Source organism: Streptomyces sp. SAS_270 (assembly GCF_052543295.1).
The window spans coordinates 87,854-104,864 of record NZ_JBMNDS010000018.1 but is presented as its reverse complement, the minus strand read 5'-3'; the positions used below and the strand labels follow the sequence as shown (position 1 = coordinate 104,864).

Genomic DNA, 17,011 nt, shown 5'->3' with positions numbered 1-17,011 from the left:
TGCGAACCTTCGAACCACAAGGAGCAGAGCAATGAGTGAGAACGTCTTCTTCGACGTGTCCGCGGACGGCGAGCCGCTCGGCCGCATCGAGTTCAAGCTGTTCGACGACGTCGTCCCGAAGACTGCCCGGAACTTCCGTGAGCTCGCGACCGGCGCGCACGGTTTCGGCTTCAAGGGGTCGCCGTTCCACCGGGTCATCCCCGACTTCATGCTGCAGGGTGGCGACTTCACCAGGCAGAACGGCACGGGCGGCAAGAGCATCTACGGTGAGAAGTTCGCGGATGAGAACTTCCAGCTCAAGCACACCAAGCCGGGTCAGCTGAGCATGGCCAACGCGGGCCCGAACACCAACGGCTCGCAGTTCTTCATCACGACGATCGTCACCGACTGGCTGGACAACAAGCACGTGGTCTTCGGTGAGGTCGTCGAGGGCATGGACGTCGTCAAGGCGATCGAGGGATTCGGCAGCCGCTCCGGCGCCACCTCCAAGAAGATCGTCATCGAGGACAGCGGCACCGTCTGATCGTCCGGCGGCGGGACGAGAGTCCCGCCGCCGGGTGGTCCCCCGCCGTCCCGTGCGGTCCCAGGTCACGCGTTGCCCAGCGACAGCCCGTCCATCGGCAGCGAGCGCAGGAAGTCCTCGGCATCGAAGATCTGCCCGGCGGTGACGACGCCGGTGGCCCGGCCGCGGCCGTCCAGGATCCGTTCGGCGGCCTCCACCACGATCGGCGCCGTGAAGGCGTAGATGTCACGGCCGTGCACCGCCACCCGCCGCTCCTCGTCCCCCCGCCGGACGACGACCTCGACCAGGAACACCTGGGCCGATCGGCCGTCGGCATCCACCGCCTGCGGAGCCCTGGTCTCCGGGCCGCTGAGGTCCTTCAGCGGGGTGGTGTTCAGGAAGGTGCTGATCCGCTCGGGGTCCAGATGCCGGGAGATGGTGATCACATCGGTGGTCGAGAACTCCCCCACCACGTCCTGGGTTCCGAACGAGGCGGGGAAGGTCCAGGTCCCCCGCGGCTGCGGCACGTCGCCCGCGACGACCCGCAGCTGGTGGTCCGAGTGGACCACCCGGCGCCCGGCCCTGCGTTCGCCGGCCAGCAGCGTTCCCCGGGTGGGGTGCCAGCTGTCCAGGGCCACCGCGACCGAGATCTCGTCGGCCGCCGGCCAGTCACCGATCGCGACGGTGGCGAGCAGGTCGCCGAGCGCGCCGTAGAACGCCATCACCGGCGCCACCACGATGCCCGCCTCCTTCACCCGGGCGTCGTCCTGGTAGGTGTCGAAGGTGCTGGACGCGACCAGGGTCTCGCCGGTGACGTCCAGGTAGTGGATTCCCGCCCGCAGCGCGGCCTCGACCAGCGCCGGCGCGGTCTCGCCGAACGGCCCGGCGCAGTTGATCACCAGCGCCGCGCCGGCGAGCGCGCGGTCGAGCGAGGCCGGGTCGTCGACCGAGGCGACCCTCGACTCCACACCGGGGTGGGCGGCGGCCGCGGCCGCCAGCTTCCCCGCGTCCCGCCCGGACAGCACCGGTGTCCAACCGCGCTTCACCAGCTCCGCCGTCACAAAGCGGGCGGTGTGCCCGTAGGCGCCGAACACGGCGACAACCGGCTTCACGGAGCCGCGGTCGGGTCGGTCGTCGGTCTTCGTCATCAGATCTCCTCAAGCCGTTTCAACTGCTTACGATCATGCTGTGCGGGGCCGCCGATGACCACGGTCGACAACGTCAACCTGCGCTAGATTCGCGTCATGCGCGCCCATCACGTCGTCATGGCCGTCACCGACGACATGCCGATATTCGAAGCAGCCGTCCCCTGCCAGATCTTCGGCGTCGACCGGCCGCACCTCGCAGATCCCTGGTACCGGTTCTCGGTGGTCCCGGTCGGCAGCGCGCAGGTACGGCTGAGCCCGGGCTTCTCCCTCGCTCCGGTCGGCCAGGGCTGGGATCCGGAATCGACGGACACCCTTGTCATCCCGGCCTGCGAGAACGTGCACGAGGACCCGCCGGCGGAGCTGGTGGACCTCGTTCGCGAGGCGTACGAACGCGGGATCCGGATCCTGTCCATCTGTTCCGGCGCCTTCGTCCTGGCCGCCGCCGGAGTGCTCGACGGGCGCCGGGCCACCACTCACTGGCTGCACGCCGAGGAGCTGAGCCGCCGCTATCCCGCCGTCCGCGTCGACCCGTCCGTGCTCTACGTGGAGGACACCGACGTGATCACCTCCGCGGGGACGGTCGCCGGGATCGACGCCTGCCTGCACGTGGTGCGGATCGACCACGGGTCCGCGGTGGCCGCCGAACTGGCCCGCCGGCTGGTCACCCCGCCGCACCGGGACGGCTGGCAGGCCCAATACCACCGCCCGGCCTCGCCCGTGGTCCGCGACGACTGGCTGGCCCCCATGCTGGAGTGGGCGGGTGAGCAGCTGCACATGCCGCTGACCACCGCCGACCTGGCCGCCCAGGCCAATGTCAGCGTGCGGACCGTCGAGCGCCGGTTCGCCGAGGCCCTCGGGATGTCGCCGCTGCGCTGGCTGCTGCAGCAACGGGTGCGCCGGGCCCAGCAGTTCCTGGAGACCAGCGACCGGCCGGTCGAATGGATCGCCGACACCTGCGGGTTCGGCGGCTCGGCCGGTCTGCGGGCCCACTTCGCCCGCATCGTCGGTGTGTCACCCACCATCTACCGGCGGAAGTTCCACGAGCGCTCCGACGCGGTGCGGGTGGCCATCTGACCGAGGGCCGGCAGGCCGTCCGGTCGGGCGCGCTCAGTGGCCTCGGAACGCCTCCTCCAGCCACCAGGAACCACGGTCGCCGGCCACCTTGGCGTCGACGAGCAGAGGCGCGGACCGCGGACCGGTCAGCCAGTCCTGCACGGCCTTCAGGTCGGCGATCGTGCGCACGGTCACGCCCTCGAATCCGTACCCTCGCGCGACGGCGGCGATGTCCGTCGGCGGGAACCTGACCGTGTCGAGCGCGTGTCCCTCGGGCCCGAAGTGGTGCACCTCCGCTCCGTAGGCGTCGTCGTTGTACACGACGACCACCATCGGCAGCCCGAGCCGCCGTACCGTGTCCAGTTCGGCCGCGCTCATCAGCGCACCGCCGTCACCGAGCGCGGCCACGGGAAGCCGGTCCGGCCGTGCCAGCGCCGCGCCGATCGCGGTCGCCAGCCCCAGACCGATCGACTGGAACGCCTGGGTGAAACAGAAGCCGTGGTGGTCCGGCACCGACAGGTACGTGCTCGGATAGCCCATGAAGTTGCCGGAGTCCACACCGATCACCCGCTCGGCGGGAAGGATGTCGTCGAGCGCGATGGTCAGCGTCCGCGGGTCGATGCGCTCACGGCTGCTCATGTCCTCGTACGGCACGTCGCGCAGGCGCACACGTGCGGCGATGGCCGCGGCGCGCTCGGCCGTCCGGTAGCCCTCCTGTCGCCCGGCGCCCGCTTCCAGCACGCGCCGCGCGGTGAGGCGTACGTCCCCGGTGACGCCGAGGTGCACGTCCCGGTGCGTCCCGAGTGCCGACGCGTCGTCGTCGACCTGGACGACCGTCGTCCGAGGGCCGATGAGCCGGCCGTGCCGCGTCGTCCACATGTTCAGCGCGCAGCCCCAGCCCACGATCACATCCGCCGCCGAGATCAGCTCGGCCGCGAGCGGGGAGGCGAAGCCTCCCGAAACGTCGAGCGACCAGGGGTCGCCTCGGAAGAGCCCGCGCGCGACGGCCGACGTCGCGAGCAGCGCGCCGTAGCGCTCGGCGAGGGCCGTGAGGGCCGCGCGGCAGCCCGGCCCGCGGGATCCCCGGCCGGCCACGAAGACCGGCCGCCGGGAGCGCTCCAGGACCTGCGCCAGCGCCGCCACGTCGGCCGCCGTCGGCTCGACCGCGGCCCGCTCGGGCGGGGGCGCGGCCAGGGCCGACGCATCGTCCGGGACCTCCAGGGCCTGCACTTCGAGGGGCATGTTGAGCAGCACGGTGCGGCGTTCGTGCAGGGCCCGTCCGACTGCGGCGCAGGCCTGCTCGACGGCGTTCTCCGCCGAGGTCACGCGCGCCGTGACGGCGCCCACCGCGTGGGCCAGCGCCTCCTGGTCGACGTAGAAATTGGACGTGGGCCGGGTCACCTCCGCAGCCAGCACAAGGAGCGGCGTTCGGCTCTTGGCCGCCTCGGCGACACCGGTGACGGCATTGGTCAGACCGGGTCCCTGATGCACACTCAGCGCGGCCACTTTGCCGCTGGTGCGGGCGTAGGCGTCGGCCATCGTCGCCGCGCGCCACGAGGGCGGCGCGGCGACGAACCGTGCGCCGGCCGCGACCATGGCGTTGGTCAGATGGAAGTTGCCCGAACCCACCACGCCGAACACGTGGTCGACGCCGGCGGCATGCAGGGCCCGGCCGACGGCTTCGGCGACCTTCATGAGCGGACCGTCAGAAGCTTCAGGTCCTTGCGGATGTCAGGGAGCTTCATGAGCGCTCCACCAGAGCGAGCACCCGCGCCGGGGACCCCGATCCCGTGACGATGGGCAGCGGTCCCGCGATGACGACCGACCCGGTCGCCGGCAACGCGGCCAGGTTCCGCAACTGGGTCAGCCCGTACTTGTCGCTGCCCATGAGGTAGGAGTGACACGGGAAGACCGGGTCGAACGCGTGCGCACGTCCGGCGTCGGTGCCCACGGTCTCGACACCGAGGCCGAGCACCGGTGACTCCTTTGCCACCCAGCGGGCGCATTCCGCGGACAGACCGGGTGTGTGCGGGCCGTTCTCGTCGGCGTTGAGGAACTCCTCCTGCGTGTCCGAGCGGGCGTCCCAGCCGGTGCGCAGCAGCAGCCAACCGCCGTCGGGCAGCGGCCCGTTCGCCGCCTCCCACGCCTTCACATGGTCCACCTCGACCAGGAAATCGGGGTCCTGCTCGGCCTCGGCGGTGAAGTCCAGCACGACCGCCGGTGCGATCAGCCGGCGCGCCGGCACCGACGCGACATCGGCGAGGTCCTTCCCGGTGACCCAGTGGTTCGGTGCGTCGAAGTGGGTGCCGGTGTGTTCACCGCTGCGGAAGTTGTTCCAGTACCAGGCCGGACCCCGGTCGTCGTACCTGCTGATCTCCTCCAGTTCGAACACCGCGGTCTGGCCGAAGTCGGCGGGCAGTTGAATCACCGGTGTGGACGACGACAGCGGGGACGTGAGGTCGACGACTTCGATGGCCCCACCCCGCAACGCGGACACCAGAGCGGCGAGGACGGACGGTTCGGGCACGGGGCCTCCTGAAACGACGACGGTGAAGCTGTCGGGCGATCCGCGGGATCGGATCCGGATGGATGCCGCGGACCCAGAAAGATGCTGACGCGGGCCGGTGTCCCTGTGAAGACTCGGTCGGGCATCGACCGCACCGGATTCCTGCGCGGCGGGTCACCCCGCCAGGGCCGACCGGGCCGCCGCGACGGCCTGTTCGGCGTAGCCGCGGCCGAACAGCACGGCGTGCACCAGCAGCGGGAAGAGCTGGTGCACTCCGATGCGGTCCGGCCAGCCGTCGGCGAGCGGCGCCGCGTCCTGGTAGCCGTCCCGTACCGCCTCCAGGTGCGGGCAGCCGAACAGTTGAAGCATCGCCAGATCGGTCTCCCGGTGCCCGCCGTGCGCGGCCGGGTCGATCAGCCAGGTATGCCCGTCGGCGCCCCACAGCACGTTGCCGTTCCACAGGTCGCCGTGGAGCCGGGCGGGCGGCTCCGCGGGGCCCGCCAGCTCCGGCAGTCGCTCGCAGACGCGCTCGACCACGGCGGCCTCGGCGTGGCGCACCGTGCCGCCGTCCACCGCCCGACGCAGGTAGGGCAGTACCCGATGCTCGGCGTACCAGCTCGGCCAGTGCGTGCGGACGGGGACGTTGCGCATGCGAGCGCGTCCGATGTACGCGTCCTCCGTGCCGCCGGGCGGCGGGGCGCCGAACGCGGGTGCGCCCGTGGCATGCAGGGCTGCCAGGTCGTGTCCGAACCGCGCCGCCGCCCGGGCGCTCGGTCGGCCGGGTGGGACCCGGTCGATCACGAGCCAGCGCCCGTCATGGCCGTGCACCGCAGGAACCCGAACGGTGCCGGCGTCGGCCAGCCAGCGAAGTCCTGCCACCTCGGCCCGCACCGCACCGGGGTCGTCACCGCGCTTGACCATCACCGACCGACCGTCGTCCAGGGTGACTTCGGCGAGAGTCCCGGACAGTGGGCGCTCGCCCGTCACGGGGCGCCCGGTGAGGCGGGCCGCCGCGGTGCCCGCGCTCTCGCTCTCGTCGGCGGCCGGTGGGGCAGTCATGTGTCGAGGCGCTCGCGCACCTGGGCGAGCGGGCGGTGCGTCCTGGTGTCGTTCATGGCCGGTACCTCGTCGCATCCCTCGATCGTGCCTCGCAGTCCATCACCGGGAGCGGGCCGGCGTCCAGGGACCCCGGACGCGGTGCGCGTCGTAGCGCTCGGATGACCGGTCCGGGAGTCCCGAACCAGCCATCGGAACCGGTCGCTTGTACCGCTCAGTTCTCCCGGCCGAACAACGCATCGTGAAGATGAGCGGCGAGTTCGCCGACCGTCGGCTTGTCGAACAGAAGCCTCGCCGACAGGTCGAGCCCGGTGAGCTGGTCGAGTCGGTTGCGGACCTGGATCACGGCCAGCGAGTCGAAGCCGAGGTCGGTGAACGGTTTGTCGTCGGGCAGCGCCGCCGGGTCCGGTTGGCCGAGCACGGCGGCGACCTCGGCCCGCAGCAGGTCGCGCAGCTCCGGTTCCGACATCTGCGCGGGCCAGCTCTGCCGGGTCGGCGCCAGGTGGTTGCGTACGAGGCCGCCGACGATCGGCGGCAGCGCTGCCGCGGTCGGGTCGAACAGGACGGGCACCAGCACCGGTTCGGCCGAGCCGAGCGCGGCGTCGAACAGTGCGAGTCCCTGCTCCGCGCTGAGACCGGCGATGCCGGACGCGTTGATGCGCCGCCTGGCAAGGTCGGAGATCTGCTCGCCGAGACCTCCGCCCGGCTCCCACAACCCCCAGGCCAGTGACACCGCCGGCAGTCCGAGCGCACGGCGATGACCGGCCAGTGCGTCCAGGAACCGGTTGGCCGCACCGTAGTTGGCCTGTCCTGCCTTGCCGAAGATGCCGGCGACGGAGGAGTAGAGCACGAACGCCGACAACGGAAGGTGCGCGGTGGCCTCGTGCAGCACCCAGGCCGCATCGGCCTTGGGCCTCAGTACGGTGTCCAGGCGGGCCGGTGTCTGGGTGGCGAGCACGCCGTCGTCGAGCACGGCCGCGGTGTGCACGACCGCCGTCAGGGGCGGGTCGCACGCTGCGATCAGCCCCTGCACCGCGGAGCGGTCGGCCACGTCGGCGGCGACGATCCGCACGTCGGCGCCCAGTTCGGACAGCTCCGTCCGCAGGTGCTCCGCGTTCGGCGCCGCCGGGCCGCGCCGACTGACCAGGAGGAGGTGTCGGATGCCGTGCTCGTGGACGAGATGCCGGGCGAGCAGAGCGCCGAGCACGCCGGTTCCGCCGGTGATCAGGACGGTCCCGGCCGGGTCGATGGGCCGGGTGTCGCTCGGCGCCGCACGCCGGATCCGCAGGGCGTGCGGTACGCCGTCCCGGATGGCCAGTTGTGGTTCGGGGTTGCCGCCTACGAGGTCCAGCACGCGCTCCGCCGGAAGGTCGGTGTCCAGGTCGACCAGAGTGATCCGCTCCGGGTGTTCGGCGGCGGCGGCGCTCACCAGGCCGGCCGCGGCGGCGGCCGCGAGGTCCGGGTCGGGGGTGGTGGCGTTCCGGGTGACGACGACGAGTCGGCCGCCCGATGCCTGCCCCTGTCGTTGCCAGGTGTGCAGTGCTTGCAGCGCGCGTGTCGTCAGGGACCGGACCTCGACTCCGTCTTCGTTGGCGCTCCGGTCCCCGGCGATCTTGACGATCGTCGTCTCGCCGGTGGCGGGTACGGCCGCTACCGGGATCCATTGCGGGCGGAAGAGCATGGTGTCCTGCGGTGCCATCGGCCTGGTGAACATCGAGGCCACTGTGGCGACCGGCTCGCCGGTGTCGTCGAAGATGTCGACGCCGATGGTGTCGGGACCGGTGCGCACACACCGGATCCGTGCGCTTCTCGTGCCCGGTGCGTACAGCTCGACGCCGTTCCACACGAAGGGCACCCGTGCCCCGCCGGCCGGACCTTCGGCCAGCGCGGCCGCGTGGACGGCCGCGTCGAGCAGCACGGGGTGCAGCCCGAACCTGCCGGCGACGCCGTCGGGCAGAGCGACTTCGGCGAACACTTCGTCGCCTCGGCTCCACAGGGCGGTCACCGCACGGAACGCGGGTCCGTACGCGAAGGTGTCGTAGCGCTGTGCCACATCGACTTGTGCGGCATCGGCGGGCGGCCACTCGCCGCGGTATCGCTCAGGTGCCGGACAGGGCGGCCGCAACCGGCCCGACGCGTGCCGCGTCCACTGCTCGGCCCCTCGCTGCTTGGCGTAGACGTCGATGCGCTGCCCGTCGACGACCACCTGGAGTTGGGTGTTGTCGTTGGGGGCCAGCCGCAACGGCGCCTCGATGGTCAGCTCGTCGACACCGGCTCCCGTACCGGCGTGCAACGCGATGTCGACGAACGCCGTCGCGGGGACCAGGGCCGAGTCGCCGACGACATGGTCGGCCAGCCAGCCGTGGGCGCGGACGGCGATCGCGCCACCGTGCACGATCCGCGGCGAGTCGGGGGCGACGAGGGCGGGTCCGAGCAGGGCGTGGCCGAGACCGCCGCCGCCCGGCTGCGGTGGATCGAGCCAGTAACGGCTGCGCTGGAAGGGATAGGTGGGCAGCGGGAACAGCCGGGCGCCGCTGCCCGCGAGCACGGATCGCCAGTCGACGGAGATCCCGGCGGTGTGCACGGCGCCGACCGCCGCGAGCAGCGTCTCGACCTCGTCGTGCCCGGCGCGCGTCGCCGGCACCGCCGCGGGAAGGCCCTCGGGATGCGGAAGCATTCCGGCCGCGGCGCGGCTGAGCACGGCGTCCGGGCCGACCTCAAGACAGGTGGTCACGCCGGATTCGGCGAGGGTGGACAGCGCGTCCGCGAAGCGCACGGTGTGCCGTGCGTGCCGTACCCAGTACTCGGCCGAGCACATCTCCTCGGAGACCCTGCCCGTCAGCCCGCACACCAACGGGATCTCGGGGCGCCGGTAGGTCAGGCTCTCGGCGACTTCGCGGAACGTGTCGAGCATGGGTTCCATCAGCGCCGAGTGGAACGCGTGGCTGACGCGCAGCGGGGTGCTGCGGCCGAACCGTTCGGCGATGGCGGTCGCAGCGGTCGCTTCGCCGGACACCACCACGGCGTGCGTGCCGTTGACCGCCGCGATCGAGACCCGGTCGGCGGCCTCGGCCACCAGCGGCGAGACCTCGGCCTCTGTGGCCGTCACCGCGATCATGACGCCGCCGGCGGGCAGCTCCGCCATCAACCGGCCGCGGGCGGCGACGAGCGTCGCCGCATCGTCCAGCGACAGCACACCGGAGACGTGCGCGGCGGCGATCTCACCGATCGAATGCCCGACGAGCACGTCCGGCCGCATGTCCCAGGACTCCAGCAGCCGGTACAGCGCGACTTCGAACGCGAACAGGGCGGCCTGCGCGTGGTCGGTGCGATCCAGCGGTTCGCCGCCGAAGACCAGCTCACGCACCGGACCGCCGAGCGCCTGACACGCCTGGTCGAAGGCTTCGGCGAACACGGGGAACGCCTGCGCCAACTGCTTCCCCATTCCCGCCCGTTGGGTACCCTGACCGCTGAACAGAAGCGCGAGGCGCGCGTCGGCCGGCACCACCGCCCCGGCGCGTTCACCGGCCGCCAGCGCACGCAGGGCGGCTCGGTCGCCGGCCGCGACCATGGCCCGGTGACCGAGTGCCGTACGCCCCGCCGCCAGCGTGTAGCCGACATCGATGTCGTCCGGCGCCTCAAGGAGCGCGGCGGCAACGGCCCGCAGTGCGGGGCCGTCGGCGCCGCTGAGCAGCTAGGGCGGGGCGAGGAACGCACGGCGCGGGTCCGGGTCCTCGGGCGGGGCCTCCTCGATGATCACGTGTGCGTTGGTGCCGCCGATCCCGAACGAGGAGACGGCCGCGCGTCGCGTCCGGTCGGCCCCGGGCCACGGCCGGCCCGTCGCGAGGAGTGCCACCCGGCCGGCCGACCAGTCGATGCGCGGGCTCGGCTTGTCGGCGTGCAGCGAGGGTGGCAACTGGCCGTGCCGCATCGCCTCGACCATTTTGATCACGCCGGCCACGCCCGCCGCCGCCTGGGTGTGCCCGAGGTTGGACTTCACCGATCCGAGCCACAGCGGCCGGTCCTGGTCCCGGCCCTGGCCGTAGGTCGCCAGCAGCGCTTCCGCCTCGATCGGGTCACCCAGTGGCGTGGCCGTTCCGTGTCCGTCGACCGCGTCGACGTCCGCCGGGGACAAGCCGGCATCCGCGAGCGCCGATCGGATCACCTCGCGCTGCGCGCGTCCGCTGGGCGCGGTGAGCCCGTTGGACGCGCCGTCGGCGTTCATCGCCGAACCGCGCAGCACCGCGAGCACCGGGTGACCGTTGCGACGGGCGTCGCCGAGCCGTTCCAGCAGTACCAGCCCGACCCCCTCCGACCAGGCGGTGCCGTCGGCGTCCGCCGCGTACGACCGGCAGCGGCCGTCCGGCGACAGGCCGCGCTGCCTGCTGAACGCCAGGAAGGTCCTCGGCGTGGACATCACCGTCGCGCCACCGGCCACCGCGAGAGAGCATTCACCCGTGCGCAGTGCCTTCGCCGCCCAGTGCAGGGCGACCAACGACGACGAGCAGGCGGTGTCGACGGTGACGGCGGGGCCGGTGAGACCGAACGTGTAGGAGATCCGCCCGGACGCGACGGCGTGCGACGACCCGATGCCCAGCCGCCCTTCCAGCTCATGCGACTCGAACCGGCTCGCGTAGTCCTCGTTCATGACACCGATGAACACACCCGCGCCGCTGCCGGCCCCAGTACCTGAGTCCGCGCCGCGCAGGGTCGTGGTGTCGATACCCGCGCGTTCGAAGAGTTCCCAGGACGTCTCCAGCAGCAGGCGCTGCTGTGGGTCGGTGGCGAGTGCCTCGCTCGGCGAGATGCGGAACATCCCGGCGTCGAAGTCGGCCGCGTCGTACAGGAAGCCGCCACGCCGGGTCGTGGAGCCGCCGATCCGGTCCGGGTCGGGGTCGTACAGGTTGTCCAGGTCCCAGCCCCGGTCGGCAGGGAAATCCCCCGTCGCGTCGACACCGTCGGAGACCAGCCGCCAGAGATCGTCCGGCGACCCGACACCACCCGGGTACCGGCATGCCATCGCCACGATGGCGATCGGCTCGGGGGCGGGCGGGCGCGGCGCCCGCGCTTCGGGTACGGCCTCGGGTAGGGGCTCTGACATCATCCGGGCGAGTGCGCCGATCAGTTCACCGGGGGTCGGGAAGTCGTAGACGAGCGAGTGCGGCAGGGCGAGGCCGGTGCGTACGGCGATCCGGCGTCGCAGCTGCACGCCGCCCAGGGACGACAGGCCCAGGTCCGTGAAGGCGCGATCGCGCCACCTGTCACCGCCGTCATCGACCTCGCCCCCGCCCCCGCCCCCGCCCTCACCGATGCCATCGCCATGGTCGTCGCACAGCGCAGCGATCTCCTCGCGTACGAGGTCTTCCAGCGCCGCCCGGCTCAACTCACGTCGCCCGGCCGCCTGTTCCGCCATGGCTCGGCGCAGGGGCTTTCCCGAGGACGTACGGGGAATCGTCTCGACCTGCCGGAATTCCACCGGCACCTTGTAGAGGCTCAGCCGGCGCAGGCACAGCCGGCGCAGTTCCTCGGGGTCGTAGCCGTCCGCTTCCGGGACGACGAACGCCACCGGGACCTCGCCGGCCAGTTCGTCGGGCCGGCCGACCACGAGTACGTCGCGCACCGAGGGCGACTCCGCGACCACGGCTTCCACCTCCAGCGGGTGGACGTTCTGGCCGCCGCAGATGATCACGTCGTCGAGCCGGCCGGCGACGGTGAGCCGACCGTCGTCGAGCCGCCCCGCGTCGCCGGTCCGGTACCAGCCGTCGTCGGCCGAGGAGGCGGGCTGCCCGTGGTAGCCGAGCATGAGTCCCGGTGTGCGGACCAGGATCTCGCCGTCCACGACCCGGACTTCGACTCCGTGCACGGGTGTCAGGCCTGTCTCGCCCGGCAGTTGGACGGCGATCTTTCCGCTGGTCTCGGTGGCGCCGTAGCAGTCGAGCAGTGGCGTGCCGAACAGTTCCAGGACCGCGGCGCGCGTCGCCGCGGTGCAGGGCGCGCCCGCCGTGACGCACAACCGTGGCGGGACATCCACGTCCGGTGCCTGGTGGGCGAGTTGGAGATAGGTGGCGGGTACGCCGGCAAGGACGCAGCCGGGATGCTCGGCGAGTGACGCCGTCGGATCGCCGTCGACGATCCTCGTATGCGCGCCGATCGCCACCGTTCCGACGATCGCGAACGACAGTGCGAAGCAGTGGTGCAGCGGCAACGGCCAGACGATCGTGTCCTGTTCGGACAGTCCGAGCATGGGGCCGTAGCAGGCGGCCGCCGACCAGAGCATCGCGCGCTGGGTGGTCACGACTGCCTTCTGCGGGCCGGTGGTGCCGGAGGTGTAGAGCAGCCAGGCCGGCTCGTCGATACCGAGGTCGTCACGTGGCGGGCCGGACGCGGCGGTCGGGCCGTCCTCGACGATCAGCACGCGCAGCTGTGGCCGTCGCTCGCGCAGCCGCTCCGCCATCGCCGCGTGCCGGGCCTCGGTGATGAGCAGCGTCGCCCCGGAATCGTCGGCGTAGTAGGCGAGTTCCGCCTCGGTCGAGCGCACACTCACCGGTACACCGACGGCCGCCGAGCGAAGAACCGCGAGGGCGTGGACGACGAACTCCACACGACTGCCCACATGGATGAGGACCCGCTCGCCCCGGCCCACACCCAGTCCTGCGGCGTGCTGCCCGCTGGCGAGCAGGATCTCCCCGTAGGTCATCGTGCGGTGGGAGTCCGTGAACGCCGGGCGGTCCGCCGGATGCTCGGACAGCAACGCCACCAGGGGCCGGAACAACTCTTCTCGAACAAGGTCCACTGCTCAACGGTACGGTCTTCCCCGCCCGTTGATCATTCCGCTCACCGGAACAGACCGGAACAGGACAGACCCACCCCGGGCCCGGGCGAGCTCATCCGGTTCGAGTCCGGCTAACGCGCGGTGGCCCGGTCAGTCCGTCGGGGCCCAGGGGACCCACGGCAGTGCCTGCCGCCATCGCGGCCGGTCATGAGCCCAGTCGTTCAGTACGCCGGCAACGATCTCGTGTCCCGACATGTCGAAGGGGCCCGGCACCAGGGCCTGGAAGTGCCGGTCGGCGCCGCCTTCGCGATACTCCACCCGGCAGCTCATGTCGTCGTTGAGGTAGACCTGAATGTAGTGCTGGTCCATCGGCAGCCTGTCGAGACGATCCACGATCACGAAGCGGTGCCTCAGGTTCATCTCGCTGAGCAGGTCGAAAAGGGCCTCCTCGGAGGGGTCCTCGAAGGTGTCCCCGCTCCAGGTCTTCGCGCGCAGCACTGGTTTTGTCACCCGCCGACCCTATCGAGGAGCGCCCTCGCTTCCGTTCTCGCGTCGGAGCTGCGCCGAGAGGTGGTGCTGCAGTGGCTGACCCACCGCGGCCAGGTCGTGGACGAAGCCGAGCGTGTCCTGGTCGGTCAGGGTGTAGCGGCGGCGGGTGGCGGTGACCTCCTTGGCCGTGGGCGTGAGAGCCACCTCGCGGGTGGTGAGGTCGGCCGTGCCGGCGACGGCACGGCCGACCAGGATCTCCGCGATACCGGTGGGCTGGATGATCAGCGCCTCCACCCGCCCCTCGGGCTGCAGCCGCCACCAGCCGCTCTCCCGAGCCGACGGCCGTAGCGGGGCGCCGTCCGCGTCGAGCAGCCAGGCGCGCGACTCGTACTGGAGAAAGGGACGCCCGTCGTGACGGAAGCTGATCTCCTGCGCGTACTCGAACTCCTCGGCGAGGGTGGGGTATTCGCCGCGTCCCCGGCCGACCCAGGTGCCGACAAGCCCGACCAGGGGTGCCAGCAGTGCGTGCGGCGCCGGAGCTTCGTCGGGCCGCAGGGCATCGGGGTACGGGTGCTTCGGGGCGGGGTCGAACATGATGTGCGCTCCTGGGTCGGGGCCGGTACCGGCTGGGCCAGCCTAGGTCGCCTCCTTCATCAGCAGGGTGAGCGTGGCCGAGCGCAGGCCGGGGGCCTTCGCGGTGAGAGTGAGGCGGCGCGGCTGCTTCGCAGGGCGCAGGACCGCGAGCGCCTGTCCGTGCCAGGTGTGGCGGCCGCTCCGGTCGTGCCATCCCTCGTCGAAGAGCCGCTCACGTGCCGGTCCGGTCCTCGGCGCGGTACCGGTCTCGGCCGCGGCGGCCGGGGACCCGTCGAGCTCGAAGGCGACCGTGTCTGCCGCCACCGGTCAGGCTCCCTTAGCGCGTACGGCGGCGGCCTTGGCCAGGGCCGTGACCTCGTCCGCGCTCAGTCCCCTGCCGTAGACGCGGAAGTCGTCGACCGCCGCCTTCAGGTACGGGTCCGCGTACTGGGACCTGCCGATGTACGCGGCCCGGATGTGGTTGCCGAAGTAGCGTGGTTCGACGGTGACCGCGCTGTTGCGGCCCGCTTCCTGGCCGTCGACGTACAGCACGGCGGTGCCCGCCGCGTAGGTCACGGCCACATGGACCCAGCGGTCCGTGGGCAGCGGGTCCGCGTCGATGCGCTGCTCCGCTCCGCCGCCGCCCGCGGTGATCGCGTACCGCAGGGTGCCCGCGTCGCTGAGGGGGGTCAGGAACATGTTGGCGCTGACGCCGGTGCCGAAGTCGAAGACCCGGCTCCAGCCGTCCGGTTGGCCTGCCAGCTTCACCCAGGTCGCCACCGAGTAGGCGGACGCGCCCGCCAACAGGTCCTCGGCGAGGGCGACATGACCGTCCTTCCCGTCCAGGGCCACGGCTCCCCCGGTGCGTCCCTGGGTCCAGGAGGCACCACCCGCCAGGGTCGCGGCCTTGCCGTTGCCGGTGGCGTCGGCGGCCGTCGTCCCGGAGGTCTCGTCGAAGCGGTGCCAGACGGCGAACTCCGGTGGCGCGGACGGGGGTTGGCCGGTCAGCCAGTAGACGTCGTAGTACTGGTGGTGGACGCGGGAGATGGGCAGCAGCGTGACCGTCTCGCCGTCGGCCGTCGCGGTGAACCGGAGCGGACTGGACGACGCCTGCCGGATGGTGGAGGTGTCCAGGCGGGGCATCCACGGGTTCGCCGTGTCGCCGTACGCTCCGGCGAGCACCACCGGGCCGTGCAGTACGGCCTTCACGTCCGGGTCGTCGGGGGTGGCCTCCACGGTCGTGCGCATCGGGAGGGTGACCTCGACGCGGTCGCCGCGACGCCAGGTGCGGTCGAGGGTCAGCCAACTGCCCGCCGCCGGGCGGTTCGGCAGCGCCCGGCCGTTGAGCGTGACGCCGGCTCCGGAAGCCCAGGCCGGGATGCGGACCAGCAGTTGGTGGGCGGCGCCTCCGGCGGTGACCGTGAGCACGGTCGAGGAGGCGTCGGGCAGGTTCGTGGTCTGCCGCCAGGTGATGTTCTTCTCCTGCCAGCGGACCTCGGACGGGATGAACAGGTTGACCAGGAGCCGCTGGTCGTCGTGGGTGTAGATCGTGTCGGCGAACTTCGCCTGCGTCTCCATGCCGCTGCCGTGGTCGCAGGAGAAGTTGTCGTAGTCGGTGGAGTAGGCGTTCGGATCCGTGCCCATGAAGGAGGGCTGCTGCTTGAACGAGCCGGGGCCGAGGCCGGTGTAGTAGATGTCGAAGCCGTGCGCGGAGTCCGGGTCCTGCTCGCCGAGCATCTGGTTGAACAGTGTGCGCTCGTAGTAGTCGAGGAGGTCGGTGCGTTCCGGGGCCTGGAAGTGCAGCAGCCGGGTCAGCTTGAGCATGTTGTAGCTGTTGCAGTTCTCGCAGGTTCCGTTCGACAACTGGCCTGCTATGACGTCGGGTTCGTGGAAGGCCTCGCCGTTGCTGTTGCCGCCGATGACGTACGAGTGGTGGTCGGTGACGATCTGCCAGAAGTTCCGGCCGATGGTGCGGTAGCGGTCGGGCAGGCCCTCCTCCCACAGCCGTATCGCCCCGACCATCTTCGGGATCTGGGTGTTGGCGTGCAGTCCGGCGAGCCGGTCCTCTCCCGCGGCCAGGGGGTCGAAGACGCGGGCGTGGGTGAAGCGTTCGGCCACGCCCAGCCAGAGGGTGTCACCGGTGACGGCGTGCAGGTCGGCGAACACGTCGTTCATGCCGCCGAACTCGGTCTCCAGTACGCGCTGCATCTGCTCGTAACTCAGCTTGGCGGTCCGCTGGTTGACCCACTCCGCCTTGCGCAGGGCCACGTCGAGGGCCTGGTCGTTCCCGGCCAGCCGGTACTGGTCCACCAGGCCCGCCATGATCTTGTGCAGGGTGTAGTAGGGGGCCCAGACGCCCGTGCCCGCCTCCAGCCGGTCGAAGAAGCTCTCCGGGAAGGCCGACAGGTAGCCCTTGCCGAAGCCCGCCGAGGGGGACGCGTTCTGGCACGCGGCCAGGGCTGCGACCAGTCGACGGCCCTTGTCACGCAGCGCGGTGTCGCCGGTGTCGGCGTATGTGAGGGCGAGTCCGGACAGGAGGTGGCCGGTGGAGTGCCCGCGCAGTTCGACGTCCGGGCCCTCCCAACCGCCGCAGGGCTGGGCGGTGCTGGGCAGGCCAACGTTCAGGCGGAAGGTGTGCAGCAGCCGGTCGATGTCGACGAAGCGCAGATAGGCGGTGTTGCGGCTCTGGTTGTCCTTGAACGGTCCGGCGAGCAGGGAGACCGCGGTCAGCGGGAACGCCTTGACGCGAGTGGCGAGTTGGCGGGGCCTTTCGGCGGGCGGTGCTGCGGCCGCGTGGGCCGCGGGGCCGTCCGTCACGGTCAGGGCCGCCGCCGCGGCCGCGCCTCCCGCGGTGAGGAAGGAGCGTCTGCCGAGGGGTGGGGTCACGAAGTCCTCCGCATGTCGTGGCGTCG

Annotated in this window: 12 protein-coding genes; 2 read left to right on the top strand and 10 right to left on the bottom strand. The window is 71.7% G+C overall.

The annotated features are described in order from the left end of the window. Nucleotides 1-31: 31 nt before the first annotated feature. Entirely contained in the window at nucleotides 32-523 is a 492-nt protein-coding gene (locus ACN6LB_RS15345; RefSeq protein WP_356136227.1) for a peptidylprolyl isomerase, read from the top strand. Between the two features lie 65 nt (nucleotides 524-588). Here the strand turns inward: ACN6LB_RS15345 and ACN6LB_RS15340 are convergent, their stop codons facing one another. Beyond that, nucleotides 589-1,650 carry a saccharopine dehydrogenase family protein gene (locus tag ACN6LB_RS15340; protein ID WP_445026296.1) on the bottom strand — a complete coding sequence of 354 codons (1,062 nt, stop codon included), beginning with the start codon at nucleotides 1,648-1,650 and terminating at the stop codon, nucleotides 589-591. A gap of 96 nt (nucleotides 1,651-1,746) precedes the next feature. On the opposite strand from ACN6LB_RS15340, the gene ACN6LB_RS15335 reads away from it, so the two are divergent. Next, nucleotides 1,747-2,724 (top strand): helix-turn-helix domain-containing protein, encoded by a 978-nt coding sequence (locus ACN6LB_RS15335; RefSeq protein ID WP_445026295.1) that lies wholly within the window; start codon nucleotides 1,747-1,749, stop codon nucleotides 2,722-2,724. A gap of 33 nt (nucleotides 2,725-2,757) precedes the next feature. Here the strand turns inward: ACN6LB_RS15335 and ACN6LB_RS15330 are convergent, their stop codons facing one another. The 9 genes from ACN6LB_RS15330 to ACN6LB_RS15290 all read right to left on the bottom strand — a co-directional run bounded on the left by ACN6LB_RS15330 (nucleotide 2,758) and on the right by ACN6LB_RS15290 (nucleotide 16,985). Next, entirely contained in the window at nucleotides 2,758-4,398 is a 1,641-nt protein-coding gene (locus ACN6LB_RS15330; RefSeq protein ID WP_445026294.1) for a thiamine pyrophosphate-binding protein, read from the bottom strand. Nucleotides 4,399-4,444: 46 nt separating this feature from the next. Further along, nucleotides 4,445-5,230 (bottom strand): cyclase family protein, encoded by a 786-nt coding sequence (locus tag ACN6LB_RS15325; protein ID WP_445026293.1) that lies wholly within the window; start codon nucleotides 5,228-5,230, stop codon nucleotides 4,445-4,447. A gap of 153 nt (nucleotides 5,231-5,383) precedes the next feature. Next, complete coding sequence (locus ACN6LB_RS15320; protein WP_445026292.1) at nucleotides 5,384-6,268, bottom strand: fructosamine kinase family protein; 885 nt, start codon at nucleotides 6,266-6,268, stop codon at nucleotides 5,384-5,386. 211 nt (nucleotides 6,269-6,479) lie between these two features. Continuing rightward, entirely contained in the window at nucleotides 6,480-9,836 is a 3,357-nt protein-coding gene (locus ACN6LB_RS15315; protein WP_445026291.1) for an SDR family NAD(P)-dependent oxidoreductase, read from the bottom strand. Between the two features lie 123 nt (nucleotides 9,837-9,959). Further along, complete coding sequence (locus tag ACN6LB_RS15310) at nucleotides 9,960-13,058, bottom strand: type I polyketide synthase (RefSeq protein ID WP_445026290.1); 3,099 nt, start codon at nucleotides 13,056-13,058, stop codon at nucleotides 9,960-9,962. Nucleotides 13,059-13,187: 129 nt separating this feature from the next. Further along, nucleotides 13,188-13,547: a hypothetical protein gene (locus ACN6LB_RS15305; RefSeq protein WP_445026289.1), complete on the bottom strand. Its 360-nt coding sequence runs from the start codon at nucleotides 13,545-13,547 to the stop codon at nucleotides 13,188-13,190. A 9-nt stretch (nucleotides 13,548-13,556) separates the two neighbouring features. Beyond that, complete coding sequence (locus tag ACN6LB_RS15300; RefSeq protein ID WP_445026288.1) at nucleotides 13,557-14,120, bottom strand: FABP family protein; 564 nt, start codon at nucleotides 14,118-14,120, stop codon at nucleotides 13,557-13,559. Nucleotides 14,121-14,162: 42 nt separating this feature from the next. After that, nucleotides 14,163-14,423: a hypothetical protein gene (locus tag ACN6LB_RS15295; RefSeq protein ID WP_445026287.1), complete on the bottom strand. Its 261-nt coding sequence runs from the start codon at nucleotides 14,421-14,423 to the stop codon at nucleotides 14,163-14,165. A 3-nt stretch (nucleotides 14,424-14,426) separates the two neighbouring features. Then, nucleotides 14,427-16,985 carry a beta-L-arabinofuranosidase domain-containing protein gene (locus tag ACN6LB_RS15290; protein WP_445026286.1) on the bottom strand — a complete coding sequence of 853 codons (2,559 nt, stop codon included), beginning with the start codon at nucleotides 16,983-16,985 and terminating at the stop codon, nucleotides 14,427-14,429. Nucleotides 16,986-17,011: the final 26 nt, after the last annotated feature.